Consider the following 25,859-nt stretch of genomic DNA (forward strand, 5'->3'; position numbering starts at 1 on the left):
CTAGCCTCTCGTGCCGAAAATCAACGGCGAACCGACAGGCTGAGAACCTTTTCTAGATACCGCGAAGAACGTGCATCCGAACTATGATCGGTCGCGGAGATCGACGTCAAATTCAGTTTGCGGATCGGCGCTATCTCGTTTTGAGATTAACCTTTGAGCGGCCGTGACTTGTGAGGAATCGCCGGCCCGGTGACCGCCTACAAGTCGCGCCCCGATCGGAACAGCTCGGGCGCCGGCGTCTTCATCGTCAGCAGCGAGGCTGCGATCGGGCCGACAGCGGGGAGCTGGGCCAGCCGTCGGCTGCACTCGCTTTGGCGTCGTCAGGCCCATCCAGGCGCGAACAGATCGGGAGGTCTGGAAGTTGCCCGGATCTTCAATGGCAGTGGCAAACGAGGTTGCGGTGATGGCGCCGATGCCAGGGATCGACATGAGCATGCGGCATGCCTGGCTCTGACGTGCATCTGCGACGAGCTGGCGCCCAAGCTCGGCGGCACGGATGCGAATGCCGCGCCAGGCCTCCACATCGGCAGCACGATGAGAGCAAGTTCCTCGTAGGCGCCGAACGTTCTTCTCGAACGTGGTTCCCTTTCCTGCAGGAACGAGCAGCCCGAACGTTTTCATGATTCCACGAATCTGGTTGGAAAGTTCGGTGTGATCCGGACCAGCCGGGTGCGTGCCGCCACGAGCGTGCGGGTCAGCATGCTGTCAAATCCTTTCACCCGCACCTCACGGAAGAATCCCACCTCTGCAAGATGCGCCAACCGTGTCGAGACCGATATACTCTTCCATGGCTGTTCTCCATCAGACGCTTGGGTCCGGCGTCAGATCCGTGAGCCCTATTTCCATCTTATCGGGGAACAGCCACCTTCCGTGTCGATGAAAGAGACGTCGGTGTCGATCCGACGTGAAGGCAAGCGCGTCTGGCGCGGGAGTGCGCCTCTGATCCAAAGGTCATTGCCGAGCTTATCCGTAAGCGGGCGCCAGCCGCCAAACGCGTGGTGTTCGAGACTGGACCCCTTTCCGTCTGGTTCTATCGCGCTACGCGCGGAAAGGCTGCCATCAAGCGGGCCAGACCGCTGCTTCCCTTTCCACCGCTGGAAATGGATGCGTGGTAGGCTGGTCAAACTCAAGGATAGGAACACCCCAAGAATGATCAGGCCTGGTCGAACAGGAGAGCGGCGCTATCGGCTATGGGAGATTCGCCGGCGCTGCGGCGACGGCGACGCGATGACGCGGTGCGCCTCTACGGCAGTCCGTTTAGCCGTCGTCAAGTGCGGGAGAAAACCCGGATCGGCGGCCGCTTGCGCTCGTCGCGGAGATCCGGTTCGAAGAGGAGCATAGGCGCGAATACGCGATCTTTCCTTTGACGCGTCCGAAGTCAATGCGTCGGCATGCGCCTTGCGTCGGCGCCCTGTGAATTCGGCGGCAAGGCGATTTTCATCCGAGACGTCGCGCCGACCTCGCTTGGGGTGAGATCAGCCCACCAGGAGTGGTAGGTGCGGTTCGCAATGGACAAATGCAACACTACCCAACAGCGGATGGCGAAAGAACCGCGAAAACGCAACGTTGGAGAATGCCACCATGAGTGAAATCGATTTGATTGATAATGTCATCCCACGTACCAATTCGTCAAATGCACAGCGCGCATCGGCGCTGAAAAATCGCCGCTGAGCGAGCGGACCGGAAAGCTTTTTGGCGTACGCGCACTCCGTCGGAAGCGGCCCTGAGTGTCAGGGTCTTTGGAATGCCAATCCGGACATCTCGTCGCTAGATGATCGTGATCTTCAAACTGTATTTGACCCCAAGCTTCCGCGATAGTTGTGTAGGAAGGCTCTCCAGTATGTCGGCTATTGGTTGAAACTCGTCGCTGGCGCTGCCTGCGTGAAGCTAAGGCCACTCGGGGTAAAAAACAGACCATCGGGGCTGCCCGATGGCTCTACTTCTAAGAAAAAGGGGAACTCCCTGACGCGAACACGCTTCATCACCTGGCCTATGCGCGTGTGGGAAGGGATCCTAAACAGGACGTAAACCCATTCGGCAGTGGCCCCGCTGCAGACGGCGCTCGCAGCGATCGATGTCATCGCTAGTGCAGTTCTCTCGCGACGGAAATGTGACGGCCCACCTCTTGGGCCAGTGATCAAGGAAAGGAAAACAGGCATGATCGCCAACCATAATCTACTGCCTGTCGACGCGATCGACCAGCTACCCTTTACTTCAGCTGAATTCGACATGCGGCTTGCTTCGTGCAGGAAAGCAATGAACGAGCGCGGGATCGACTACCTCGTGCTCAGCTCTCCCGAAAACATATACTATCTATCTGGATTCATTACGAAAGGATACTATGTTTTTCAGGCGCTTGTCGTGACGCATACTAGCGACCCATTCCTCGTGGTGCGTCGCTACGAGCAAGTCAATGTCGAGCGTCTGTCCTACTATCGGGATGCCACTGTATGGCAGGATACTGACGTTCCGGCTGAGGTACTAGCAAGAGCGATGTCCGATTTGGGCGCCTTGGGAAAGACCGTCGGTGTGGATGCCAACTCCATGTTCCTTACGGTGAGCGCCTACGAAACGCTCCGCGGTGCGCTGCCCGGAACCAACTTCGTCAATGCGTCTACGATTCTGGAGAAATGCCGAGCCATCAAGTCCTCGCAGGAGATCGCTTACATTCGTCGCGCGGCTGAGGCGTTGACTGCAGGCTTCAAGGCCGCACATGAAGCTGCGCGTCCTGGCCGTACTGAGAACGATGTGGCCGCGGCTTTCCATTATGCTGCCATCTCGGCTGGCAGTGAATACATGGGCAGTGCCCCATACATCGCTTCCGGGCCGCGTACGGCCTTGCCGCACGCCACCTGGGCTGGCCGAGGCATCGAGAAAGGCGATCTGGTCATCGTCGAGGGATCCGGAAACTGGAAGCGATACAGTGCAGCCTTGATGCGGACCTGGTCGATCGGGAAGCCTAGCGACAGCGTGCGTCGAGCTGCCGACGCTTCAGAAGCCGCCCTCGACGCCGCGCTCGCCGCCATTAGACCCGGCGTAACAAGTGGAGAAGTCGATGCTGCGTGTCGTGGCACTGTGGCTCGCGCTGGTCTCGCCCATGCCTTTCTTAATAGAACCGGCTACTCCGTGGGCGTTGGCATCTGTCCGGGTTGGGGTGAAGGATGGGTCATGGACCTAAAGGACGGAGATCCCCGCGTCCTGCACCCAGGCATGGTATTCCATATCGTGCCGGTGCTATTTCCCGAGCCGAACATTAGCGTAGGCTTCAGCGCCACAGTGCTCGTCACCGAGACCGGCGCTGAAATCATCTCGGATTACCCGAGGGAGATGGAATGCTGAAAGCCATCGACGACATCACTCCGTAAGACTGGGATCCACGCTCCTCAGCCTCAACGGCAGAGCCGTCGACGACGTCTGCCCCCTGAGATATCGCAGGGCGAATTCGTCGTGCTCGGACCCAGCGGATCGGGCAAGACCACTACGCTGATGATGAGCCGGTTTCACGACTTCCGACACCGGCCAGCATCCACGGTTGTATCATTTTCTCGAAAGGATTTCATTATGGACGAATATCGCGCTACGAAGTCGGCCCTCGCATGAGCCAAATGCTTGCTCACGGCAATACGATTTATACTGCAGGGATCGTCGCACTGCGTGCCCCGGCGGACCGGTTGCCAAGCAGACAGCTGACATTCTGACGAAAATCGATGATCTGCTTGCCGCAGCTGGAACAAGAAGAGAGCAAGCTCCTGACGGCCACGATTTGGCTCGCCGACATTTCTTCATTCGCGGAATGAACCGCGTGTGGGATAATTGGGTGGTTCCTGGCAGCACGCCATGTCGGCCCTGCGTTGAGGCAAGGCTGGCGGGAGCGGAATACACGGTCGAGATCCAGATTACCGCAGCGCTTTAACTCGGACGCTTCGGCTGCCAGCTCGCGGTCCAAACTACAAGCGGGCTGGCATCGTTGGCCACCTGCGGAGGATTCGCTTGCCTGCATACCCTACGCATTTTCTATTAGGAGATCAAATGACATCTAAAGCGCCACGCTCACTGGGCATTCTACTCCTCGACCGCGGGCTAGCGCCTGGCGCCACACCGCCGCCGCCGGTGCACTCACCGATGCGAGATCCAGCCACCTTCGACTTCCCTACAGTCTACGAAACAGTCCATAGAGCTTATGCCAAGAATGTTATTCATGGCGATTCCTCGCTTGAGCCAGTGTGCATCGCGGCTGCCCAGCGTCTCGTCGAGCGGGGCGCCGTTGCCATAAGCTCAAACTGCGGCTTCTTTGTCCGGCATCAAGCGGCGGTGGCCGCTTCGGTCAATGTTCCTGTAGTAATGTCTAGCCTGCTCCTCGTACCGACGTTGCTCCGGCAGTTGCCGCTGGACGTTAAGTTGGCGGTGTTGACCGCGGACTCAACTCATTGCAGCGAAGATCTGCTCGGGGTGGACGGTCCGGCCGAGCGGCGGAGAGTAGTCCTCGGCGGCATCGAAGGTGGCACGCTCTGGCAAAACGAGATGAAGCTCCCAACAGTACCAACAGATGCCGCTGATATTGAAACGGATGTCGCCGCCTGCGTCAGGCGGCTCAGAACCGCGCACCCGGAGATCGCGGCGATCCTGTTCGAATGCACAGCTTTTCCGGTGGTGGCACCAGCAATCCGCCGGATAACCGGGCTGCCCGTCTACGACATCACGACCGTTTGCCGGATGACATTCGAGTCTACTGGAATGACGGCAGGGAGGCAAATCGCGTCTATACAAAAGGTATAGAATACCTGTTACTTCGGTTTTGTTGCGACGGCTGAATAGAGGCGCAGAGAAGGCCTAATGCGACGTCAATCAGGCTACGAGGATTTCGAACTGCGCGGCCCGGGACGTATTCGGATTGCAGGTGTACCTCACCTGGCGTGCGCATCATGTAGATCATGTCGATGCCGGAAAGGATGGCGAAGGCGGTGGCCATCTCGAAGCCGAGTATCGGCCGCACTCGGGCGCTTGATGCGCCTATCGTCCTGTTCGATCTGATTGTTCAAATGCTCGTTCCGGCGGACGCGGATCGGCTTTCCAACCGGCGCCGGGCGCGGTCCTTGCGTATTTCAGGCGATCGTGAGCATAGATTTCACCGCATCGTGAGCACCGATTTCACGGGATCATGAGCAACGATTTAGGCGATCGTGAGCACCTTTTCGGAGGTGCTGGACGCTTCGGCCGACACTCAACCGGTCTCCAGGATGATGCGTCGTTCAAAACGATGAAGCCTCATGCCAACCCAGAATATCGATGGGCCGGATCAGAGAAGTTTTACGTCTAAGGCAAGTCCAGGGCCTGACCGAACGCGCATCGCGCACACGCTTGGGGTGAGCAATGGTCTCGAGCGTGGTTATCTGCGGCGCGCCCGTCTTGCCGCGGCTGAGCTGGTCGCTGCCCGAAGGGATGGATGTCGAAGGCCGTGAGCTGCTGCTGTTCCCAGCGCCGAAGGCGGCGTCGCAAAGCCTCGGCGGCCGGTGCCCCGGCTGGAACCATGAGGAGAAGGAGTTGCGCTGGCGCGGCATAACGCGGGTGCTGGGTGTGGGAAGAGTATCGTGCCGCCAATCCCGACGGCTTTGGTTATACCTGGTTTTGCACGACCTTCGTGGCCTGGAAAGGGTGTGCGCCGACGACGCACCAGGCACACCTGGCGGCGAGAAGGTGTTTGTCGATTTCGCCGGCGACAATATCGACATCATCGACCCAATCACCGGCGAAGCGGATCCCATGAAGCTGTTTGTCGCAGCGATGGGCGCCTCCAACTATACCTACGCCAGTCCGCCTGGACCTTGCGCACGAGATCCCGCAGCTGCCCAAACGGCGCCGTCCGCCCAGAGGGCGAAGCGCCCCGGCCTCTTCGGCAAAGCGCTCTGCAGGAGCCACACCACACGTCGATCGGCAATCTCGCGCGTACACCGGTCCAGATGCCCTTGAACGCCGCCCAGTTCAATCGTCCAGCCCGTCAAACCCGGTCGGCCGTATAAGGCTTGCGAAACGGAACAGTCCCGCCCTCCCGCAGATACCGACGCACCGTGTCGCGCGCGCACCCGAATTCCTTCGCCAGTCGCTTTGCTCCCCAGCCAAGCTCATGCAGCCGCAGCATCGCCGCCACCTCTTCAGGCTGAAGTATCTCCTCTCCCTACATCGTTCTCGACAATGCAGGAATCGCCGAAATCCCAATCGTCATTGATGCCTCCTCTCATAACCGAGGGGGTCAGTTTCTCAATTCGGCGGACAGCCCGGACCACTCTTCGCTGGCAGTCCAGACAGGAGCCATCGCCCGAGGACTTAACTTTCATGCTTATTCGGCGGGTCCGATTCATCGCCCAAACTCGGCAATGTCCTGCGTCCATCTCGCGGCCAGATGGCCAAAATATAGAAATTGCATTTGACGAAAGATACCCGGCGATCGATCGTTGGTCTCACGGCGTGGGCTAATAGTAGCTGTGCGAACTGGTGTGGTGCCTGTCGACTACGGTCGCGAGACAGCAGCTGGCGGCATAGATCTTCACGCTCGTTCGCCTAGATTTTCAGGGGCCTCTTTCATGACCGACCAAATCTCTCGCTCTCTTGGCATTCTAAACCTCGAACGAGGACCGCGGCCTCCGGAACCGAAACTCGGCGCCTTGTTAAATCCGCATACGTTCGACTTTCCGATTATATCGGAAACTGTGAAGGGGGCTTGGGCGGATATAGTCATACGCGGTGATCCAGCGCTTGAACCGGCCTACATCGCGGCTGCCCGGCGGCTGGTCGATCGGGGCGCCGTCGTGATAACCTCGAACTGCGGCTACTCTATCCGGCATCAAGCGGCGGTGGCTGCATCTGTGAATGTACCCGTGGTGATGTCCAGCCTGCTCCTGGCGCCGACATTGCTCCGGCAGCTGCCGCCAGTTGCCAAGCTCGCAGTCGTGGCCGCCCAGTCGAGGCATTTGGGTGAAGATCTGCTTGGGATCGATGATCCGGCCGAGCGTGCGAGGATCGTTATCGGCGGCATCGACGGCAGCAAGTTGCTGCAGAATGAGAACATGCGCCCGCCGATACCGACTGAAACAGCCGACATTGAGTCCGATGTAATGGCGTGCGTCGCAAGAATGCGAGATGCGCATCCGGAAATCGCGGCCCTCCTGTTTGAGTGCACAGCGTTTCCGCGAGTAACGGCCGCTATACGCCTCATGACCGGATTGCCCGTCTACGACATTACTACGCTGTGTCGACTAACATTCGCGTCCGTCACATGAATATATGAATGCAGTTTGCCGGGTTTGTTGCGACGGCTGAATAGAGGCGCAGAGAAGGCCGAATGCGAGGTCAATCAGGCGACGAGGATTTCGAACTGCGCAGGCGCTCAAGGCGCTTCGGCTGATCCGCACCAACTGCTCGGCCACGAGCCGCTCCACGATCTCGTTCAGCGTGATGTCCTTGCGCTCATCGATCAGCCCGACGATGAAACTTCATGCGCATCGAGGCTGGAGGCGCGGCGGCGAATGGGATCGGGCTCGAGCGTCCCTCTGTACCCTGCTTCCATTTCCAGTGCACGGTGTTTTCCTGCGCGGTGATGTGAGATTCAAATAGATCGAATAGCCTCTAGCTGTCATATTTCGAGACGCCAACAAAACGTGCTACATAAGAGCCGAGCATGAGCGTGTGCTCGCCGGTCTCAGGGTGGACGCGTACGATGGGATGCTCGAAAAGGGCAATTGATCCGCATAACATTTTGAATCCTGGCAAGGTTCTGTCCGAAAGCTGACGAGCAAGCGTATTTGCCCCTCGATGATACCAGGCGCCCACCGAGCAACCCAATGGGCCTTATGGCGAGCCGGAGAGGCAGAAGGACGACCACTACCTTTGGGCCTTCCAACAGGGTTCGCGCACGAGGCGGGGTCTCCTGGTACACCCGCCCTGTGGCTTGGCTGCGGTCTGCTGCAGCCGTTCGTCTTTACTGCCCGTTGCGGACGATCTCGCACGAGTTGGTTCACGAGAGCGTCGTGAAGCAGTCGAGGCGTCCGGTTTGGCTCTGACAAGCGTCGCAAGATGTTCGCGGATCCAGCCATGTCTCCGCAATCCGACCGGTAACCGACGACGACTTCGGACTGGTTGGCGGTCCTACGACCTGATCGGTGTTCCTACGGAGCTGATCAGCGAGCCAAAAACAGCGGCAATGTGGTCTTCCCAAAGCTCCAGCTCGGCGGACCGCCGAAAATCCGCTCACGCAGCCCACGGCTGCCATAAGCGCCCATGACCATCATGTCAGCACAGATGTCGTTCGCGTGCTGGGTCAGCACTGTGCCCGCCGATTTGCCGGCGCTCTTAAGCAGGTCAACGGAGACCCGAGCACCGTGCCGAGTAAGATAGGCAGCGATGTCAGCTCCAGACTGCGCGCCTTTCCCGTTGTTTTGCGCCTTTGGATCGACCATAGCGACACAGACTTCCTTGGCAGCGGATAGGATACTAAGAGCTTCCCGAACCGCACGCGAGGCCTCTACACGCGAATCCCAGCCGACCAGCACGCGTCGAGGCGACAGCGTCGCCTTAACGCCCTTCGGCACGATGAGCACCGGCTTTCCGCTATCGAACAAGCAGCCGTTGACAACAGGAGGTCCGAGAGTCTCATCGTTGAGGAGGTCTCCTCCAACGATCGTCAGGTCAGCGCAGAGCGCCCGCTGTCGTGCCACTTCACCGAGGCTAGCCGGATCGCAATAGTCGGTGTCAACGTCACAGGAAAGCGACATAGCTTTCAGCCTTTTGAGGATATCCACGGACCGTCTTTCCATTCTGGTCACGTCCTGTGAAAATTTCTCGATTTGCTGAAATCGATAGTTCGGTACTGCAATTGCCTGTGCACGTCCTGTATTCCATTCGGGGGGCGGAGACGACATCAAGAGCAATGGAGGCGGTATAATGAGTACCGATAGGTGCGCGCCGACCTCGGCACACAGTCCGGCAGCTGTTGTGAGGTCCTCATCAGAATGATCAGCACCCGTCACACTGAATATGCTTTTAAATTCCATTTGCCTGCTTCTCCTGGTCTTCGTTAGGAGCGCCTCAAAGCGGCAACACCGCTCTCAGGAGGAAGAGAGAGCGGCACCACATTCGACCACCGATTTCAGTCGTCCGGCTTCTCGAGCGAGTAGCCGACCGACCTGACGGTGCGAATGACGCTGCCGGGCAAGGCCGTTTTCAGCGCCCTCCTGATTCGGCTGATATGGACATCGACGGTGCGTGCACCGACATGAATGTTGGGCAGCCAGGCCGCCCCGATAAGCTCGTCCCGGCTGAAGACCTTGCCGGGGGCCTCAATCATAAGCCGCAGCACGTTGAAATCGATCCGTCCGAGATGGATGTCGTGGCCATTACCGCGAACCCGATGGGCATCGAGCTTCATCTCCAGGCCTCCACAACAAATCCAACTGTCGTTTTCAACCCCGTTCGGACCACGCTTGGTCAGCCCGAGCCTCGCCCGCAGGCAGTCGAGCAGCTTGGCCGGAGCCACCGGCCGCACAAAGCTCTCAACGCCTGCCTTCAAGAGATCGAGGTGCTGGTGCTCGGCGCCAGGCGCGATCAGGGCGATGATAGGCAGGTCGGTGGTGCGCGGTTCCCGCTTGAGGTGGGCGCAAATTGCGGACCCGTTTATGCTGGCTGGGTCGCAATCCAGCACTACGGCCTGAAGCTCCCGTTGTTCGGCCAAGGCCAGCGCAGCCTTCGCGCCGTCTGCCGTCTCACTGCTGAAACCGTCAACCTCCAGTATGTGGCTGTAGAGCAGATAGAACTCGGCATCTTGCGAGCAGATCAGGACCAGCGGCTTCTTCATCGGCGATACCCCAACAACCTGGTCGGCCTCGAGTCCCTGGATCGAGGGGACTGGCCAACATAGTTTCTCGGGTCCGTCATGATGGCCTTTCTCGAAAATCGCGCCCATCATGCCAGCGCCACGTGGGGAAAGGTTTCGATGACTGAAATCGCATCGTCGACCAGCTTCGTACCGGCCGTGGCGAGCTTCAGGAGCGTCTCGAAGCCAAACCGGTGGACATCGCGCAGCGTTTTGGACAAAACGACCAGCCGTCCGGTCGTGAAAAGCACCCGACCAAAACCCTCATGGCTCACCTGGATCATCGGCGATGCCATAAGGCCGCAGCGCTCCTCGATCGCAAGCCCGATGGCGGCGTAGTACTTGTCGAGCCTCCACAGCACGTCGGGATCGGGATCTCCGATGATTGGGATCCCTCGGCGCTGTTCCTTGGTAATGATGAAGTCGCCCAGCAGCTCAGCGTCCGCTTTGCGTTCCCACGAGCCATAGGAATCCTGAGAACGGATCAGCCGCACGAGGCATTTGACGAACGGGGTGCAAAGAGCCGCCTCGTCTTCGGCGACAGCTGGGGGGATTGCGGGGTCAGGCATTGGCGTCCTCCTCTTTTCAGTCCTCGTCCTCGAAGGACGGTTTCTTTTCGGCAATGCCCGCTCGCGCCAGCACCTTGCGCAGCCAAGGCGGAGGACACGTCCTGAGCATCATCTGCGTGCGCAAGAGCACCTGTGGGATCGATTGGGGCTCCGCCACTTTGATCGGGTGGATTTTTGCCGCGACAAGCTTGGCTGCCGAAGGGCCGCCGATTGCCAGACAAAACAGGATCTGACAGCCCTTGAGCGCATCCACCTTTGGCGTGATGCGATCATCGCGCTCGGCCCGATGCTCCCCGCTTTCATCGGACACGTCATCGAAGGCCACGGCTTCTACGAGATTCCATTCCTCGCGCGTCACGTCGTAGACAGCAAAGCGCCTGGCCGACCCGAAATGGGCATTGAGGTCCTGCATGTCCTGAGTGGCGATCGCAACGCGCAATGCGCCCTTACGTCGTTCAGGCATCGGGGCGAAAACCTCATTACTGACCAGCGAGAGGCGGCGAACAGCGTTCATCGTGATATTTCTCGATTACGAAGTGGATCAAGCGCCTCAGGAGTGGGCGCGTGTTGGTTGGCCTGGAAGATGCTGGCGACCTCGAAGATCATGTCGCGGGTGCCCTGATAGAGAATTGCGAGCTTGTGCTGGCTGCCTAGTCGATCGAAGACCGGGAACCCGATGCGCATGAGCGGAATTCCGAGCCGCTCCGATGCTTGGCGCCCGTGCGAATGCGTGACAAGCAGGTCAGCACCGACGGCAAGACTTTCCAGATCGCCGAGATCGCCGATCTGAACCGAAACCGCCGGGACTTTCTTGAGAATTTTAGACCTGTCGGTCGTTGTGACGGCCGCGGCTATCTCGGAGCCGAGACCAGCAAAGAAGGTTGCAAGTTGGAACAGCTGGTCTGGTTCGGCAGCGATGGCAATTTTCTTGCCGCCGAAATGGAAATGTCCGTCGAGCATCGCGTCCTGCAATTGCGCCCGGCGCCGGCGCACGCGGGCCGGTACCGCCGCGCCCGAAATCGAAGACAGCAGCGACACGAAGCGGTCCGTGTCCTGCAGCCCAGTCAGTGACTGGAACAACACGTAAGGCACGCCGGTCAACCCGAGCAGCGCTTTCGCCGGGCGGCGCATGTGCTCACCGATGGCGATGCATCGCATGGCCGTACCCAACTCGCGAATGTCTTCGACGCTGGTGCCGCCGTATGTGGTCGCTACCCAGCGGTCAGGAACCGTACCGTCGAGCGAGCCTGAAATGTCGGGCAGAATAACCGGCTTGAGCCCAAAGCTTTCAACCATGTCCCGCATATGCTCGATGTCGGCGACAGAGAGGTTGCATCCGGGCAGGATTGCGATCTTCTTCGGGTGCCGCGCCCGTTCGCCCGAGCGCGTAATCCCTTCGATCATTGCGGTGACTGCCTTGGCCCAGCCCTCTTCGATCGCGCCGTCAAAATCCGGCGTGTTGGCCAGCACGACCTCCGTACCCGCAAGCTGTTGCGTGTGCTTCCGCATGATGTTGGCAATATCACCCGCGCAATCTTCGCCACGCGTCTCCACCAGCGCGGTCGTGCACACCCCGATCAGCGTTGGCTTCGTGCGGTTCTTGAGGTTGAGGATCGCCTCTTCCAGATGGTCGGCTGCGCCGAGGATGGTCGCCACCTCATCCATCGCCGTAGTCTGCAAGGGAATCGCTTCTTTGAAGTGCCGCACGAGGAGAACGAGCGCAAAGCTTGTGCAGCCTTGGCTGCCGTGGAACAGCGGCATCGCACCGTCGACGCCAAGAAAGGCAAAGGCGGCACCCAGCGGCTGCGACGACTTCAGCGGGTTGACTGCCGCCGATTTGCTCTGGGGAAGGATGCGGGCCATCGGTCGCCTCAACACTCGTGTGCCGTCGCGCAGGCGAATTCATCAAACAGGTACGCGGTCTCGTTCCTCGTGCACGGCAATTCGCCTATCAGCTCAGGCTGGCAATCCCACGGGGCCGGCTGGCGCACCTGAGACCAGATCGGATTGTGAATGGCGAGGTCGATCTGGCGTACGAGTTCCACCATGCCGTCATAGCCGGCATAAGGATGCTGGCGCTCCTGGTTGATATCGAGCCAGGGCGTCTTGGCCTTGAGCGCAATGAATTGCGTGCGACCGCCCGACAGCATGATATCGGCCCTGTGTTCAGAGAGCATGGCGTACAGCTCGCTCGCAGCCATGGATTCGAACATGTGCTTGTCGTGCTTGAGAACTTGTTTGATGCGCTCCTTGTCCTGCACCGTAGATTTCTTGATCGAGGTGCCGACGATCTCGATTCCGATCTCCATCAGCGCATGGACAACCGACCAGGACTTCACACCGCCTGTGTTGAGCAGCACGCGCTTGCCTTGGAGCCTTTGCCGGTAGGATTCGAGTTTCTTCCACGCGATCGCCTCCTGCTGCGCGATCAGCGTCTCTGTGCGCTCGAGGATCTCCGGATCGGCGCCCTTCCTCACCAGCAGCCTGACAAGGTTTCGAAGAGCTTGCGATGTGTCGGAGATGCCATAGAAGGAGCCCTCGAAGAACGGGATGTCCCAGCGCTCCTCCATCTTGCGGGCAAGACTGATCAGCGCGGTCGAGCACACCATCATTGCCGCCCGGGCGCGGTGCGCGGAAGCAATGTCGCGGTAACGCGCATCGCCGGGAATGCAGGCGCGCACCCGGATCCCGAGCCGATCGAGGAGCGGCTTTACAAGCCAGAATTCGCCCGAGAGGTTGAATTCGCCAAGGATGTTGATGTCGTAGGGTCCGGGGTCGTCGGGTTCGACCGTGCCGATGACATGATCGAGCAACGCCTCGGCGGCGAGCTTATTGCCGAGGTTCTTGGAGCCTGCCAGGCCAGGCGCATTGATCGGCACCACGGCCAAACCGAACTTTTCCGTGGCGCGTTTGCACACGGCCTCGATGTCGTCACCGATCAGCGCCGTTACGCAAGTCGAGTAGACGAAGATCGCCGGCGGCGCGTATGTGTGCTTGATCTCGCGGATCGCCTTGAAGAGTTTCCGCTCGCCCTGCCCCATCACAAGGTCGAGTTCGGTGAGGTCGGTCGTGAAGCTTGTCCGCCACAAGGTCGGCCCTGACGAAACCGCACCACGGTTGTCCCAAGAATTGCCCTCGCAGGCGAGCGGCGCATGGACCAGATGCGCAACGTCGGTGATCGGCTGCAGGACGATCTTGGCTCCGTCAAAGGCGCAGCCGCCGGCTGCCGCCCCTGGTGTCAGCGACTTCGAGCAGCCCTCCTTGCGCGCCTTGGCATCTTTGCCACGGTTCTTATCGCAGGCGGGCTCATCGAAGGCGTCCTTGATTTTGGCGCTGAGGGAGGACATTGCTCAGCCTCCCCAGTCCATTGGGCAAGGAATGGCCTCGGCGAAAAGCCGGCCACAGCTCTTAGCGCGTGAGGTCATAGGAATAATCCGTCACACCCGTCTCGCTCGTCTCGCGATCGAGTTTGTCGAAGATCTTGTCGAGGATCGTCGTCAGCACGCGCAACGCTCCCTGGTAGCCAAAGAGCGCAAAGCGGTGATGATGGTGCCGATCGAAGATCGGAAACATCAGCCGGATCAGCGGTGTTCCGGTGTCGCGCTCCAGGTACTTGCCGTAGGAATTGCCGATCAAAAGGTCCACCGGCTCGGTAAAGAGCAGTGAGCGCAGCGCCCACAGGTCCTTGCCCGCCCAAACCTGGGCAGCCTTGCCGAAAGGCGAGGATGCTAGCAGCTTCTTCAAATCGGCTTCCCATGCCGAGGTGCCATTGGTGGCGAGGCAATGGGTTGGCTCGCCGCCGGTCTCCATGACAAAGCGGGCCATTGCGTGAACGAAGTCGGGATCACCGTAGATGGCGTATTTCTTACCATGCAACCAGGATTGGCTGTCCGCCATGGCGTCTACCAGTCGGCCGCGCTCGAGGCGAATTGCCTCGGGAATCTCCTTGCCGGAAATCGCCGCGACCTCCATCAGGAATTCGTCCGTCGCCTGAACGCCGAGCGGATAGTGGAACGAGGCCGTCGCCTGCCCGACCTCCTCGCAATAGCCCAGTGTCTTTCGGGTGTTGTGATGCTGCAGCGAAAGCGTTGCCTCGGCGTTGAGGGCCTTCTTCACCTCGTTGATCTTCGTGCCCCCGTCATACATGCGGTATTCACCGTCCGAAGGCGTATCGAACTGGTCAGAGGCATCCTGGATCAATGTATAGGACACGCCCATTACATCGAGCAGGCGCTTGAGCTCCCGGTTGTTGCCGACGCAGAAGCCGTCGAAGCCCGGAATGATGTTGATGGTTCCTTCGATTTGCGTACGCTCCTGACCTTTCCAGAAGTGCTCCAAAATGCCTTTGACCATGTTGTCATAGCCGTCGACATGACTGCCAACGAAGGCCGGGGTGTGGGCAAAGGGCACGTCGAAGTCGCGCGGGACTGAATCTTCGTCCTTGGCGTTCTGGATGAAGCTGTGCAGGTCGTCGCCAATGACCTCTGCCATACAGGTCGTCGACACGGCAATCATCTTGGGGTCGTAGAGCTGGTAGGTGTTGGCGAGCCCGTCGACCATGTTCTTCAGGCCGCCAAACACCGCCGCATCCTCGGTCATTGAGGAGGAGACCGCCGCGGCAGGCTCCTTGAAATGGCGCGACAGGTGCGAGCGGTAATAGGCGACGCAACCTTGGCTGCCGTGGACGAAGGACATGGTTCGCTCGAAGCCGGCGGCAGCGAATACCGCACCCAGCGGCTGGCAGGCCTTGGCCGGGTTCACGACAAGCGCTTTGCGGGCGAGGTTCTTTTCGCGGTATTCCCACGTCTGGGTGAAATCGCGCTGATCGGAAACGATTTCATCGGGGTGCGGACATTCGAAGTTTAGCTTCTTCTCAGCGAGCATCTTTCTGTATTCCGGCTCGCGGAACAGGGGAGCGTGATCGAGAATTTTTTCAGCCGACTGCGGCATGATGATTACCTCTTTTGCATCTGGCTGCGCGGGACGGCAGCTCAGGACGTCAAGACGTTCCAGGCTCCGGCGGATCAGAGGCCGCGGGAGTTCACCGTCTCAGTGGGAGACTGGGGCTGAAGCAAATGTTTATTCGGCAGCCATCGCCCGCTCATCGCCCCGGCTTCTTTTCCAAGGCGCGTGGAATAGGTCCCAGACCGGGTTGTTAATGGCGAGATCCACATCACGTGCGAAAATGGCAAAGCCATCGTAGCCGTGATACGGGCCTGAATAATCCCAGGAATGCATCTGGCGGAACGGTATGCCCATCTTCTGCACCGGGTATTTTTCTTTGATTCCCGAGCCGACCAGATTTGGGCGAATCCCTTCGATGAATTTCTCCAACTCATAGCCGGTCACGTCATCGTAGATCAGCGTGCCGTTCTTCACGTAGTGGCCGGTGCGCTGATAGTCGTCGCTGTGGGCGAATTCATAGCCGGTGCCCACGATGACCATGCCGAGGTCCTCGTAGGCCGTGACGACGTGGCGGGGGCGCAGGCCGCCGACATAGAGCATCACGGTATTTCCTTCCAGGCGCGACAGGTACTTGGCGATGACCGCATCAACAAGCGGCCTGTACTTGGCAATGACCTTTTCGGTCTTCTCCTCGATTTCCGGCCCAAAATGCTTGGCTATGTTGCGCAGAGAGGCTTCGATCTGGGAGGGACCGAAGAAATTGTACTCCATCCAGGCGACGCCATACTTTTCCTCCATATGCCGACAGATGTAATTCATCGACCGGTAGCAGTGGATAAGATTGAGCTTAGCCTTCGGGGCGCGCTCGATCTCTGCGAGTGTGGCGTCACCCGACCAGTTGCCAACCACGCGCAGCCCTATCTCCTCAAGCAGTATGCGCGAGGCCCAGGCATCGCCGCCGATATTGTAGTCGCCGATGACGTTGACGTCGTAGGGGCCGGCCTCGAACTTGACATCCTTTTTGTCGAAGACCCAATCCCGGATTGCATCATTGGCGATGTGGTGGCCAAGCGACTGCGAGACGCCGCGGAAGCCCTCGCAGCGTACCGGCACGATCGTCTTGTCATACTCCTTGGTCTTTTTGCGAGAAACGGCCTCGGTGTCATCGCCAATCAGGCCGATAGGGCATTCGGACTGCACGGTGATGCCGTTGTTGAGCGGAAACAAGACTTCAATCTCGTCAATGATCTGTTCCAGCTTCTTGTCGCCGCCGAAGACGATGTCCTTCTCCTGGAAATCGGAGGTGAACTGCATTGTCCCGAACGTGTCGACGCCCGTTGTACCGACGTAGTAGTTGCGGCGCTGCGACCAAGAATATTGGCCGCAGCCGACCGGGCCGTGCGAGATATGGACCATATCCTTGACTGGCCCCCACACCACGCCTTTCGAACCAGCATATGCACAGCCGCGAATCGTCATCACCCCGGGAATGGACTTGATGTTCGATTTGACGTCGCATTCGGAAAGGACCTCGCTTTCCCCGCCAGCCTCGTTGCCGCTCTTTGCGACGTTGAGGTGCTTCTTGCGGCGCTTCGCCGCCTTGTCGGGATAATGCGACAGCACCTCTTCGATAAGCTTCGCATGAAGAGCACCGTCATTCTCGTATTCCCGGCTCATGAGTCCCCCTTTCAAGGTTGGGTGACGCCTCAAAGAATAGGCGCCGTTCTCTGCAAGGCGCGCCGATTCATGGCAGCGCTAATGTCACTACTGGGCCGCCGCCTTCGCCGCTTCCTTGGAGTGAAGCTCGGCAAGCATCTGCTCGTCGGTCTTCATGATGCCGAAGTCGAGCAGCATCTCCTCCAGCTCCTCCATGGTGATCGGCGTCGGGATCGTACCCTGGCCCGAATTGGCGTGGATCTTCTCGGCCAGAGCGCGGTATTCCCCTGCCTGCTTTGAGTCCGGCGCGTACTGGATCACCGACATCTTCCTGAGTTCGGCATGTTGGACGATGTTGTCGCGGGGCACGAAGTGGATGAGCTTGGAATTCAATCGGCCAGCCAGTGCTTCGGCCAGATCGAGTTCGCGGTCGGTTTGACGTTCATTGCAGATCAGCCCGCCCAGCCGCACACCGCCCGAATGGGCATATTTGAGGATGCCCTTGGCGATGTTGTTGGCGGCATAGAGCGCCATCATCTCGCCGGACATGACGATATAGATCTCCTGGGCCTTGCCTTCGCGGATCGGCATGGCGAAGCCGCCGCATACCACGTCGCCGAGGACGTCATAGGAGACATAATCGACATCGTCATAAGCGCCATTCTCCTCGAGGAAATTGATCGAGGTGATGACGCCGCGGCCGGCGCAACCGACACCCGGCTCGGGGCCGCCGGACTCCACGCACTTGATGCCTCTGTAGCCCACCTTGAGCACGTCCTGGAGTTCGAGGTCTTCCACCGAACCTTCCTGTGCGGCGAGATCCAGGACGGTATCCTGAGCTTTCGAATTCAGGATCAAGCGTGTGGAATCGGCTTTGGGGTCGCATCCTACGATGAGGATTCTCTGCCCGAGGTCGACAAGGGCAGCGAGCGTATTTTGGGACGTGGTGGACTTGCCGATGCCGCCTTTTCCGTAAAAGGCGATCTGACGCAGACCTGACATAATAGCTTTCCTTCCTTCGTTCTAATCATCGCGACTGCCCGCGACACAAGTGCCGATAGGCAGCTCGTGCCGCCTCACACCAAGCATCGCAAAAAGCGTACCAGCGTGATCGGCCGATCCCAGAAAAAACTTTGTCATTAAATTCCAGCCGCTTAGACGGCGGCAAAACGCGCGAACGGGCCTTTCAGGCGTCTGTCACGGACACGACAAAGCCGACACAGATTGTCGTGCGCCATCCAAACCGCCGTGTGTCGAGCTCGAAGCGGGAGAATGGGGAAGTTAGCCCAAAGCTGATGGCGAGACCATCGGAAGACATCGGCTCTTGTCTTTCCAGCCTGCCATTGATCGGGCGGTCGCTGGATGAGCAGGAGCCTGGGGCTTGACCGCGGCGCGGGTAGTTCAGGCAGGCTTACAGAGCGGGAACGCCGGCGGCCGATAGACATCCGCGCTTAACCTTTCATAGCCCGTCTACAAGTTGGTTCCGCCGACGCGCTATATGGAAGCCAAATAATTCAGTAGCTTAGCCGAGAGCATTGATTTTTTCAGAAAGATACGTGTTATACGCGTACGAACCGCCGAACCCATGGTCGGCGCCCTCATGCGCGTGAGACCCCGTTGTGGGCGAGGCTCGCGACTGGCTGCACGATCCTAGCCGGCCTGCTTGCCATTGAGTTTGGTCCCGCCGCGGTAGGCTGCGGCATCAAGGGCAACATCAGCTACAACACTGGCAAGAAGATTATCACGTTCTTGGACAGGAATCTTACTGGGAGACACGCATCAACAGGCGGGCGGGCGGGCTTCGAGAGGTTAGTGTCGCGGCAGCTTGCAGATCTGCCCACGGGGCCGCCACGATCGCAAAGTGTGTACAAAAGCGCCCTCTCTGCCGAACTGAACAGTGCTCACGGCCATAGCCTCGGATGAGCCCGACTGGCTTGACCTCTGCATGATGAGAGCAGCTTTTACACCAGGTGCGCAGCACATGTCTTTAACGAACGCATCGTCTTCAAGAATATAGAGAGCAATTCGGAAAACCGAGTAGTTGGCGGCGAAGCTAGGAGAAGGTATACACCACCCTCTTGTTACCCCAGAGTAGAACGTGCAGCTGCGGCAAGACGCGGGCTTCGAACCACCTGTCGCTGGTCACCTTTTCTACCAGCGATTCCATGCGCATCATATTCCGTCGGACTCGACAGAGACGTCTTCATTACCACGGCGGGGCGGCGTGTGATTGCCGGGTTGCAGACAAACCTCGCCGCGACGTCTTTGGGACGAGTGGTGTCGGCACCGAATCCCTATCATTTAGACTAGCCAGCTTGGGGAGCGCCGTCAGACCGCCAGACCGGAAGAGGAGGCTTCGCGCCAACTTGTGCCAAGAATGTTGGACCGTGCGGAACCGCTGGGGCGGCGCTCAACTCTGGCGCAGGATGAAGCGTCGATTGGGTGAATGAATAGGGCGCGCGTTCGACGGGTAGAGGGAGGCAAATCGCTGGATGTCTGCCGGATCAACGTCAACCGGTTCCATCGCCACCATCCACTCGACGTTTTCGGTGCACGGCGGCGTCGTCAGTGAGCCCTCATAAGTCCAATAGCCAAGCGAGGCTGGCAGAAGCCAGTTGGGATTCACCTCGTCGATCGTCACCTCCCCATTCGGCAGTTCGGGAAAGGCCGCAGCAAGGGCAGCAAAGCTGGCATTTGTCGCGCCGGGCGTTAAAAAGACGCCCAGCACGCCCAGAGTACCACTTTGCGTGTCCTTGTGAACGAAATGCACCTCCATCGGGAAGCTCTTGCCCGCCACGTGATGTTCGCTTGGCGCATGGAAATGGAACTGTACCAGTTCGTAGACACGATCGCTGCGGGTCAGCGTGCTGCCTTGTGGCATATTGATTTGAATGGTGTGGCCGTTGTTCACCATATTGCCGCCGCCCTTGTGCCAGCCGATGGCGATATGCGGGATATCCGCCTTGACCGCGCTGTTGATATTGATCGGCGATTGCTGCGTGCCGGCAGAGCATACGAAATTTTCCTTATCCAGATCAGCCCAGTGCTCCGGTCCGACCGGACCGGTGTACCCCCAATGGGCACTGGTCGCTTGGGCGGCTTGAACGCAAATCCGGCATGCGCCGAGCGCAACCAACCCTTTGATCAGGTGACGACGATACATATTACTTTTGCTCCTCTTGCGAACTGATGTTGGTGGCTGCCCTAATGGACGCGTGATGGCCAATCGGCGCGGCCAGTATTGTCCTTTGCAACTGATAGATGCCCGCATGCCTTGGCGTGCTTTCATAAGTGCGGCTGCCGTTTCTCGGCTGGCCGGCTTCTGCAGCCCGCAACGGGAGCAGTTTCAACCAGCTAAACGATAAAAAATTTGAGCAGACCAGCGCTTGACCCCCGCCGCAAAGGCACAGGCGAAGGTGATCACTGCGCGGCTGCCGTTCGCGCCGGAGGCCGCATCGCTATACTTTACACTCGCTGCCCAAGGAGACGCAGGCGACCCTAATACGTTTTCATCGCTACTCCCGACGCAGCCGACCCACGCCACGAAAACGTTGCTATATTTCACGTTGGGCCAGTGAGGAAATCGATCTTCTTTATGGAAGGCATTTGCGCAATGGATGCATTCCCATGCTGACAGTCGTGCGTCAGGCCGGACAATGAGATACATCGATAAGAGCTGGACAAGGATGAGGGGATGACGTGCTTGCGACGGAGCAGGTGGGGCGAGAAGGCCAGTTCTTGCGGATTTCAACTTTGCGTGACGACAGCTCATCGGAGTCAAGGTGACACACGCCGGCAGCGGGGTGTCCGGGCGGTTTCCAGCCGCACAATCGCGAGACCGCTGACGCGAACAAAGCTCGGCTGTACTCGGCACGCGAAGAGAGCCTGCCAAGCCGTTGGAGCCCGGCCTTCCGGTGCGACGCAAGCCGCAGACTAGACCGCCCTCTTGTTACCCCAAAGCAGAACGTGCAGCTGCGGCAACACGCGGGCTTCGAACCACCTGTCGCTAGTCACCCTTTCGACAAGCCATTCCATTCGCATCATTATTCCGTCCAAGTCGACAGAGGCGTCTTCACTGCCAGGGCGCGGCGGCGTGTGATTGCCGGGTTGCAGATAGATCGGAAGGTGCGGATATCTCGCCGCGACTTCTTTGGCGTAGGCATAGTCACTCTCGTCGAAAACGACGAGCTTGAGCACGATTTGCGGCTTCTCTTGCGCCGCTTCGAGGCATGCATCAAACGCAGCCCAACGGGTGGTCATCTCGCTGGACGGCGGCTTTGGGCTAAGGGTCAGCACGTCAAGATCCGCAAACCACTCCCTCACCACGGAACCCTGCGTTTCCAGTGCAAAACGATAGCCCTCGCGATGGCCGCGTTCTATGAGGGGACCGAACGGCTGAATGGCCGGGTTGCCGCCTGACAAGGAGACCATAACCGGCCTGCCGCCGGAAAGCGCATGGACGGTTTGCCACACGGCATCGATCGGCATCGGTAGCCATTCATGGCGATACTGATTGTCCACCGCGTGAAGGCTGTCGCACCATGAACAGCGATAATCACATCCGCCGGTTCTGATGAACACCGTCGGCAAGCCGATGAGCACGCCCTCGCCCTGGATAGTCGGCCCGAATATCTCGCTCACACGGATTGCGGGATGCATGTCGGTCACGGACGGTATTCCGCCCAAGTTTTCGGTGTTTCGCTAACGCGCACGGCCGCGGTCTGCGGCAGACGTGCCTTGCACCATTCATAGAAATGTCTGGCCAGGCATTCCGCCGTGACCTTCTCATGTCCCAGCACGTCGTTGAGGTGCCGATGGTCGAAGCTCTCGTCAATGTAGCGTTTGAGCGGCGCCAGATCGTGATAGTCGCGCACGAAGCCGTGGGCGTCCAGTTCCTTGGCCGACAGCTCCACTACGACGACATAGTTATGCCCGTGCAGGCGCGCGCATTGATGGTTGGGAGGCAAGGAGGTGAGCTGATGCGAGGCCGAGAAGTGGAATTCCTTGGTGATGTGGAACATTACGCGCGCCTCCTGCGCAGCGCCTCAAGCCAGAAATCGGCGTCCTCGTAGTCGGTGGGATCAGCGTGCCCGGCGAGATGGAACGCTTCGCGCCGCTCGACGCAGGTCCCGCATCGTCCGCAGTGACGCACGCCGCCCTTGTAACAGGACCAGGTCTCAGCAAACGGGGTGCCGTATCTTGCGCCATCCGCAACAATGTCAGCTTTTCCGAGATTCACATACGGTGCATAGAGGCGTATCTGCGCATAGCCGTCGAGCGCGCGGTCTTGCATTGTCTGGAAAGCTTCAATGAAGGCCGGACGGCAATCGGGATAGATGAAATGGTCCCCACCATGCACGGCCGCCGCCACCGCTTCGGCGCTGTGGGCGGCGGCGAGACCGAAGGCGATTGCCAACATGATGGCATTGCGGTTCGGCACCACCGTAATCTTCATCGTGTCTTCGGCGTAGTGGCCGTCCGGCACGTCGATACTGCTAGTCAGCGCTGAGCCGGAAAGGCCACGGCCAATTTCGCCGATGTCGATGATCTGGTGCGGGACCTTCAGTCGCTGCGCGCAAAGAGCGGCGAAGCCCAATTCCTTCCTGTGCCGTTGGCCATAGTCGAAAGATAGAAGGCCGGTGAGTTCGTGCTCCGCTGCCACCATGTGAGCAAGGGAAACGGAGTCCAATCCGCCAGAGCAGACGGCGAGAGTCTTCATCATTGGTATCCTTGTTTTGACCGGGTAAGGCTGCGACCGGAGATTTCTCTGCGCCCCCACTACTCCAGCGACTCAGTTTTGTGAACCGGGAGAATTTGCGCTCAGCCCGATTGGAACGGGAGTGCGTCGCGTCCAACACGCGTGATCAATAAAAGTTGAGCGCTTCAGCAGTTTGTTTCGCATCGCGCCAACTTTCGCAATCTGCTGTCGGATCGTCGACTTCGAGACAAGGTGATGTTCGGCCGACATCGGCTGACTCTTAATTAAGCCGCAGAACACATGTTGGCTTTCTGGCCTTCGCTTGTGCGGTTGGCACGACAATTGACATTCTAATTGTGGGGCGGCACACCCCGCCAGCCGAAAGTGGCAGTGAGCTCCTTCAGGCGCAGGTTGATGTGCTGATTATTCGGCGATTTTCCGATCTCGAACCAGAAAGCGAGGGCGACATGGATGCCAGCAAATTTGACATTGGCGACATCCGCCTGGAGAACCCTGCGCGGCGCGATTGAGGCCGCAGGCGAGCCTGCTCTACCTGCCGCCCTACAGTCCCGACTTCAATCCGATTGAGAACGCCTTCGCCCAACCTAAGGCGCTGCTGCGAGCAAAGGCCGACCATCAAGGCTCTATGGGACTGACGTTGCCCCAGCAGTTTTGAGTTCGTTTCCGGCGTGGGTTGTGCCCTGCTGGGCGGGTGAAGCGACGGGCGCTGGCGCGGAGCCTTTGGCATAGCGCAGCGCGAGCGACCGTCGCGGATTGAAGGTGCTGGCGAACTTGGCCGGGGTCTGCCAGGCGATTTGGGAGTGCGGCCGCGCGGTGTTGTAGTCGGCGTGCCACAGGGCGATGGCTACGCGCGCCTGAGCCAGCGAGGTGAACAGCGTCTCGTTGAGCAGTTCATCGCGCAGTCGGCCGTTGAAGCTCTCGATGAAGCCATTCTGCATCGGCTTGCCGGGCGCAATGTAATGCCATTCGACGCGGTTCTGATCCGCCCAGGAGAGGATGGCGTTCGAGGTGAACTCGCTGCCATTGTCGCTGACGATCATCCTGGGCCGGCCGCGCTAGTGATGAGCCGGTCCAATTCGCGGGCAACCCGCATGCCCGAGAGAGACGTATCAACGATGAGTGCCAGGCACTGTCTCGTGCAGTCGTCGACGACGGCCAGGATGCGGAAGCGGCGCCCGTCGGTGAGCTGGTCCGATACGAAGTCGAGCGACCAGCACTCGTCGGGCCTCAGCGGCACCAGCATTGGCGCCCTGGTCCCGATCGCCCGCTTGCGGCCGCCACGGCGGCGAACGGCGAGCTTCTCCTCCCGATAGAGCCGGAACAGCTTCTTGTGGTTCACGACCAGGCCCTCCCGCCTCAGCATCACGAGAAGACGCCGGTAGCCGAACCGGCGACGCTCCTGCGCGATCGCCTTCATCCGCTCGCGAACCTCCCGGTCGTCCGGCCTGCTGGTCTGGTAGCGAACCGTCATGCGGCAACAGCCGATGGCTTTACACGCCCGCCGTTTGCTCATCCCGAAGCCTTCCTTCAGGCGAGCGACAGCTTTCCGCTTGGCGGCGGGCGTCACCATTTCTTTCCCACAAGGTCCTTCAACGCGGCATTGTCGAGCATGGCGTCGGCCAGAAGCCGCTTCAGGCGCGTGTTCTCGTCCTCCAGCCCTTCAGGTCGCCGAGCCTCGGTGACATCCATCCCGCCGAAGCGGGCCTTCCAATTGTAGATCGAGGCGTCGCTGACCCCGTGCTTGCGGCACAGATCGCCAACCGATACCCCGGCCTCGTGTTTCTTCAAAATTCCGATGATCTGCTCTTCAGAGAAGCGGCTGCGTTTCATGTCCTGATCCTCTGGATGGGCCAGAACGAACTTCAAACCGGATTAGATCAGAGGGGCAAGGCCTCGGCGCGGTCGTCGACCTCTTCACCCCAGCCGAATGTGCCAACTACTTCAAAGCCGCAGGATATGACCTGGATCAGATAGGACGTGCTCCAATGGTTTACACCTGACAGGAGTCCGGCCCCCACAACCGTTTCGCAATGAGGAGCAGCGCTGCCGCTGCTCCTCCAATCACACGACGGATTCACGATGCGGCAACTCGAGCCATGATTTCGGATCGAATGGCCGATGCGGTGTATAGTGAGGCATCCAGCGGCAAATCCCCAAATGCCAGTTGACACAGAAGATAATTAGCACCTGCCTCTTCCAGCTGATCAAGGAGAGCTTTTCGGACAGAATCTGCCGTTCCCACGACGCACAATTCACTTTCAATTGCTGCATCGAAGTTCAAAGGCAAGTTTGGTGGAGTGGAAATGGCATTTAGTTCGTATAGAAATTTGAAGCTATTGAGCCATCGTTCATAGGCAGGTGCTGCGAGCAAATACGCATCTGTTTCAGAACGCCCTATCACCACCATTCGGAGCAATCCAAGAAATGGCGCTTGCTGGCCAATGTCAGCATCGTGAATTCGGGCGGCGCGGAACGCGTCGGTAACGCTGCGAACAGAAGTGGAAGGTCCGACGCAGGCGATGTTTGCCCCATTCGCAGCGGCCCAGCTAGCCGGCTCGGGTCGATTGGTGGCGATCCATGTCGGCGGATGGGGATATTGGTGAGGTCTCAACGTCAGCGGAACATCTTTCAACTCAAAGTGGCGGCCCTGATAAGAAAGCGTCCCGCCTTTCATCGCATTGATGAGAATCTCACTGGCCTCCGCATACTGTTCTGGTGCTGCTTCTACAGCAACCCCGAAGTATCCCAATTCAGTGGGAGCAGAGCCGCGCCCTATGCCGAGTTCAAGCCTGCCGCCGCTCAACTGATCAAGCATGCAGATCTCCTCGAAGGCACGCAGCGGATGATAGAGCGCAAGTAGCATTACCATGGGACCAACACGAAGACTGCGGGTTCGCTGGGCGACGCTCGCTAAGAACAAATTCGGTGATGGACCTCTGCCATGCGGCGTACAGTGGTGCTCGGCGAGATGATACGCATAAAAGCCATAGCCATCGCACGCTTCTGCTAGGCTCAGCCGATCTGCATATTGTTGTGCGATGTCATCGCCGTTTTCGTCCAGATGATCGAAGATGCCGAAGGTCAGGCCCGAAGCGGAAATTTTCTTCAATTAATTGTTCTCCAAATTACCTATTATTTATTCGCTAAT

At 59.1% G+C, this 25,859-nt stretch carries 17 protein-coding genes and 11 pseudogenes; 7 read left to right on the forward strand and 21 right to left on the reverse strand.

The window, feature by feature from the left end; all coding sequences use genetic code 11:
• Positions 1 to 300: 300 nt before the first annotated feature.
• A pseudogene (locus EN853_RS29805) lies at positions 301 to 761 on the reverse strand (transposase); the annotation flags it as partial.
• 115 nt (positions 762 to 876) lie between these two features.
• Here EN853_RS29805 and EN853_RS29810 point away from each other — a divergent pair.
• The 4 genes and pseudogenes from EN853_RS29810 to EN853_RS34205 all read left to right on the forward strand — a co-directional run.
• A pseudogene (locus tag EN853_RS29810) lies at positions 877 to 1,034 on the forward strand (IS110 family transposase); the annotation flags it as partial.
• 1,123 nt (positions 1,035 to 2,157) lie between these two features.
• A complete protein-coding gene (locus EN853_RS29815) occupies positions 2,158 to 3,339 on the forward strand; it encodes a Xaa-Pro peptidase family protein (RefSeq protein ID WP_127862625.1) in 1,182 nt (393 codons plus the stop codon).
• A gap of 257 nt (positions 3,340 to 3,596) precedes the next feature.
• Positions 3,597 to 3,913, forward strand: a pseudogene (locus EN853_RS34835) (RidA family protein).
• 209 nt (positions 3,914 to 4,122) lie between these two features.
• Complete coding sequence (locus EN853_RS34205; RefSeq protein ID WP_348626966.1) at positions 4,123 to 4,776, forward strand: hypothetical protein; 654 nt, start codon at positions 4,123 to 4,125, stop codon at positions 4,774 to 4,776.
• 69 nt (positions 4,777 to 4,845) lie between these two features.
• On the opposite strand, the pseudogene EN853_RS34840 reads toward EN853_RS34205, so the two are convergent.
• A pseudogene (locus tag EN853_RS34840) lies at positions 4,846 to 5,069 on the reverse strand (IS6 family transposase); the annotation flags it as partial.
• Between the two features lie 217 nt (positions 5,070 to 5,286).
• Here EN853_RS34840 and EN853_RS29835 point away from each other — a divergent pair.
• Positions 5,287 to 5,808: pseudogene (locus EN853_RS29835) on the forward strand (IS21 family transposase); the annotation flags it as partial.
• A 174-nt stretch (positions 5,809 to 5,982) separates the two neighbouring features.
• On the opposite strand, the pseudogene EN853_RS29840 reads toward EN853_RS29835, so the two are convergent.
• A pseudogene (locus EN853_RS29840) lies at positions 5,983 to 6,163 on the reverse strand (helix-turn-helix domain-containing protein); the annotation flags it as partial.
• Positions 6,164 to 6,578: 415 nt separating this feature from the next.
• Here EN853_RS29840 and EN853_RS34210 point away from each other — a divergent pair.
• Positions 6,579 to 7,274 carry a hypothetical protein gene (locus EN853_RS34210; RefSeq protein WP_186815540.1) on the forward strand — a complete coding sequence of 232 codons (696 nt, stop codon included), beginning with the start codon at positions 6,579 to 6,581 and terminating at the stop codon, positions 7,272 to 7,274.
• A 102-nt stretch (positions 7,275 to 7,376) separates the two neighbouring features.
• On the opposite strand, the pseudogene EN853_RS29850 reads toward EN853_RS34210, so the two are convergent.
• From EN853_RS29850 to queC, 16 genes and pseudogenes are all read right to left on the reverse strand, one after another.
• A pseudogene (locus EN853_RS29850) lies at positions 7,377 to 7,516 on the reverse strand (IS630 family transposase); the annotation flags it as partial.
• A 32-nt stretch (positions 7,517 to 7,548) separates the two neighbouring features.
• Positions 7,549 to 7,722: pseudogene (locus EN853_RS34845) on the reverse strand (TauD/TfdA family dioxygenase); the annotation flags it as partial.
• A 449-nt stretch (positions 7,723 to 8,171) separates the two neighbouring features.
• Positions 8,172 to 9,044: a universal stress protein gene (locus EN853_RS29860; protein WP_127862623.1), complete on the reverse strand. Its 873-nt coding sequence runs from the start codon at positions 9,042 to 9,044 to the stop codon at positions 8,172 to 8,174.
• A 95-nt stretch (positions 9,045 to 9,139) separates the two neighbouring features.
• Positions 9,140 to 9,844 carry a response regulator transcription factor gene (locus tag EN853_RS29865; RefSeq protein WP_245454716.1) on the reverse strand — a complete coding sequence of 235 codons (705 nt, stop codon included), beginning with the start codon at positions 9,842 to 9,844 and terminating at the stop codon, positions 9,140 to 9,142.
• A gap of 107 nt (positions 9,845 to 9,951) precedes the next feature.
• Positions 9,952 to 10,431, reverse strand: a complete 480-nt coding sequence (locus tag EN853_RS29870; protein ID WP_024505267.1) for a NifX-associated nitrogen fixation protein — start codon at positions 10,429 to 10,431, stop codon at positions 9,952 to 9,954.
• 16 nt (positions 10,432 to 10,447) lie between these two features.
• Entirely contained in the window at positions 10,448 to 10,945 is a 498-nt protein-coding gene (gene nifX / locus EN853_RS29875; RefSeq protein ID WP_126097324.1) for a nitrogen fixation protein NifX, read from the reverse strand.
• Positions 10,942 to 12,294, reverse strand: a complete 1,353-nt coding sequence (nifN, locus tag EN853_RS29880; protein ID WP_095489437.1) for a nitrogenase iron-molybdenum cofactor biosynthesis protein NifN — start codon at positions 12,292 to 12,294, stop codon at positions 10,942 to 10,944. Before nifN ends, nifX begins: the two co-directional genes overlap by 4 nt.
• An 8-nt stretch (positions 12,295 to 12,302) precedes the next feature.
• The gene (gene nifE / locus EN853_RS29885) at positions 12,303 to 13,778 is read right to left on the reverse strand and encodes a nitrogenase iron-molybdenum cofactor biosynthesis protein NifE (protein ID WP_095489376.1); all 1,476 of its coding nucleotides are present in this window, start codon (positions 13,776 to 13,778) and stop codon (positions 12,303 to 12,305) included.
• Positions 13,779 to 13,839: 61 nt separating this feature from the next.
• Positions 13,840 to 15,381 carry a nitrogenase molybdenum-iron protein subunit beta gene (gene nifK / locus EN853_RS29890; RefSeq protein ID WP_024505263.1) on the reverse strand — a complete coding sequence of 514 codons (1,542 nt, stop codon included), beginning with the start codon at positions 15,379 to 15,381 and terminating at the stop codon, positions 13,840 to 13,842.
• A 129-nt stretch (positions 15,382 to 15,510) separates the two neighbouring features.
• Positions 15,511 to 17,013, reverse strand: a complete 1,503-nt coding sequence (nifD, locus tag EN853_RS29895; RefSeq protein ID WP_024505262.1) for a nitrogenase molybdenum-iron protein alpha chain — start codon at positions 17,011 to 17,013, stop codon at positions 15,511 to 15,513.
• 87 nt (positions 17,014 to 17,100) lie between these two features.
• The gene (gene nifH / locus EN853_RS29900) at positions 17,101 to 17,994 is read right to left on the reverse strand and encodes a nitrogenase iron protein (RefSeq protein WP_024505261.1); all 894 of its coding nucleotides are present in this window, start codon (positions 17,992 to 17,994) and stop codon (positions 17,101 to 17,103) included.
• A gap of 1,051 nt (positions 17,995 to 19,045) precedes the next feature.
• A pseudogene (locus EN853_RS34850) lies at positions 19,046 to 19,242 on the reverse strand (7-carboxy-7-deazaguanine synthase QueE); the annotation flags it as partial.
• A gap of 160 nt (positions 19,243 to 19,402) precedes the next feature.
• Entirely contained in the window at positions 19,403 to 20,155 is a 753-nt protein-coding gene (locus EN853_RS29910; RefSeq protein WP_126063825.1) for a carbonic anhydrase, read from the reverse strand.
• Between the two features lie 770 nt (positions 20,156 to 20,925).
• The gene (gene queE / locus EN853_RS29915; RefSeq protein WP_164752747.1) at positions 20,926 to 21,651 is read right to left on the reverse strand and encodes a 7-carboxy-7-deazaguanine synthase QueE; all 726 of its coding nucleotides are present in this window, start codon (positions 21,649 to 21,651) and stop codon (positions 20,926 to 20,928) included.
• A 5-nt stretch (positions 21,652 to 21,656) separates the two neighbouring features.
• The gene (gene queD, locus EN853_RS29920) at positions 21,657 to 22,013 is read right to left on the reverse strand and encodes a 6-carboxytetrahydropterin synthase QueD (RefSeq protein WP_126063824.1); all 357 of its coding nucleotides are present in this window, start codon (positions 22,011 to 22,013) and stop codon (positions 21,657 to 21,659) included.
• Complete coding sequence (gene queC / locus EN853_RS29925; RefSeq protein ID WP_063170389.1) at positions 22,013 to 22,711, reverse strand: 7-cyano-7-deazaguanine synthase QueC; 699 nt, start codon at positions 22,709 to 22,711, stop codon at positions 22,013 to 22,015. The genes queD and queC overlap by 1 nt, the downstream gene beginning before the upstream one ends.
• Before the next feature lie 492 nt (positions 22,712 to 23,203).
• On the opposite strand from queC, the pseudogene EN853_RS29930 reads away from it, so the two are divergent.
• Positions 23,204 to 23,321 (forward strand): annotated as a pseudogene (locus EN853_RS29930) (transposase); the annotation flags it as partial.
• Positions 23,322 to 23,334: 13 nt separating this feature from the next.
• Here the strand turns inward: EN853_RS29930 and EN853_RS29935 are convergent.
• Positions 23,335 to 24,541, reverse strand: a pseudogene (locus EN853_RS29935) (IS3 family transposase).
• Positions 24,542 to 24,785: 244 nt separating this feature from the next.
• Positions 24,786 to 25,820, reverse strand: a complete 1,035-nt coding sequence (locus EN853_RS29940) for an LLM class flavin-dependent oxidoreductase (protein WP_095484287.1) — start codon at positions 25,818 to 25,820, stop codon at positions 24,786 to 24,788.
• Positions 25,821 to 25,859 lie beyond the last annotated feature (39 nt).

This window comes from Mesorhizobium sp. M1C.F.Ca.ET.210.01.1.1, assembly GCF_004791585.1.
Lineage (GTDB): Bacteria > Pseudomonadota > Alphaproteobacteria > Rhizobiales > Rhizobiaceae > Mesorhizobium.

Coding starts and splice junctions, on each gene's coding strand:
- EN853_RS29815 (WP_127862625.1), top strand. CDS start 2,158: ATGATCGCCAACCATAATCTACTGCCTGTCGACGCGATCGACCAGCTA.
- EN853_RS34205 (WP_348626966.1), top strand. CDS start 4,123: ATGCGAGATCCAGCCACCTTCGACTTCCCTACAGTCTACGAAACAGTC.
- EN853_RS34210 (WP_186815540.1), top strand. CDS start 6,579: ATGACCGACCAAATCTCTCGCTCTCTTGGCATTCTAAACCTCGAACGA.
- EN853_RS29860 (WP_127862623.1), bottom strand. CDS start 9,044: ATGGAATTTAAAAGCATATTCAGTGTGACGGGTGCTGATCATTCTGAT.
- EN853_RS29865 (WP_245454716.1), bottom strand. CDS start 9,844: ATGAAGAAGCCGCTGGTCCTGATCTGCTCGCAAGATGCCGAGTTCTAT.
- EN853_RS29870 (WP_024505267.1), bottom strand. CDS start 10,431: ATGCCTGACCCCGCAATCCCCCCAGCTGTCGCCGAAGACGAGGCGGCT.
- nifX (WP_126097324.1), bottom strand. CDS start 10,945: ATGAACGCTGTTCGCCGCCTCTCGCTGGTCAGTAATGAGGTTTTCGCC.
- nifN (WP_095489437.1), bottom strand. CDS start 12,294: ATGGCCCGCATCCTTCCCCAGAGCAAATCGGCGGCAGTCAACCCGCTG.
- nifE (WP_095489376.1), bottom strand. CDS start 13,778: ATGTCCTCCCTCAGCGCCAAAATCAAGGACGCCTTCGATGAGCCCGCC.
- nifK (WP_024505263.1), bottom strand. CDS start 15,381: ATGCCGCAGTCGGCTGAAAAAATTCTCGATCACGCTCCCCTGTTCCGC.
- nifD (WP_024505262.1), bottom strand. CDS start 17,013: ATGAGCCGGGAATACGAGAATGACGGTGCTCTTCATGCGAAGCTTATC.
- nifH (WP_024505261.1), bottom strand. CDS start 17,994: ATGTCAGGTCTGCGTCAGATCGCCTTTTACGGAAAAGGCGGCATCGGC.
- EN853_RS29910 (WP_126063825.1), bottom strand. CDS start 20,155: ATGTATCGTCGTCACCTGATCAAAGGGTTGGTTGCGCTCGGCGCATGC.
- queE (WP_164752747.1), bottom strand. CDS start 21,651: ATGCATCCCGCAATCCGTGTGAGCGAGATATTCGGGCCGACTATCCAG.
- queD (WP_126063824.1), bottom strand. CDS start 22,013: ATGTTCCACATCACCAAGGAATTCCACTTCTCGGCCTCGCATCAGCTC.
- queC (WP_063170389.1), bottom strand. CDS start 22,711: ATGAAGACTCTCGCCGTCTGCTCTGGCGGATTGGACTCCGTTTCCCTT.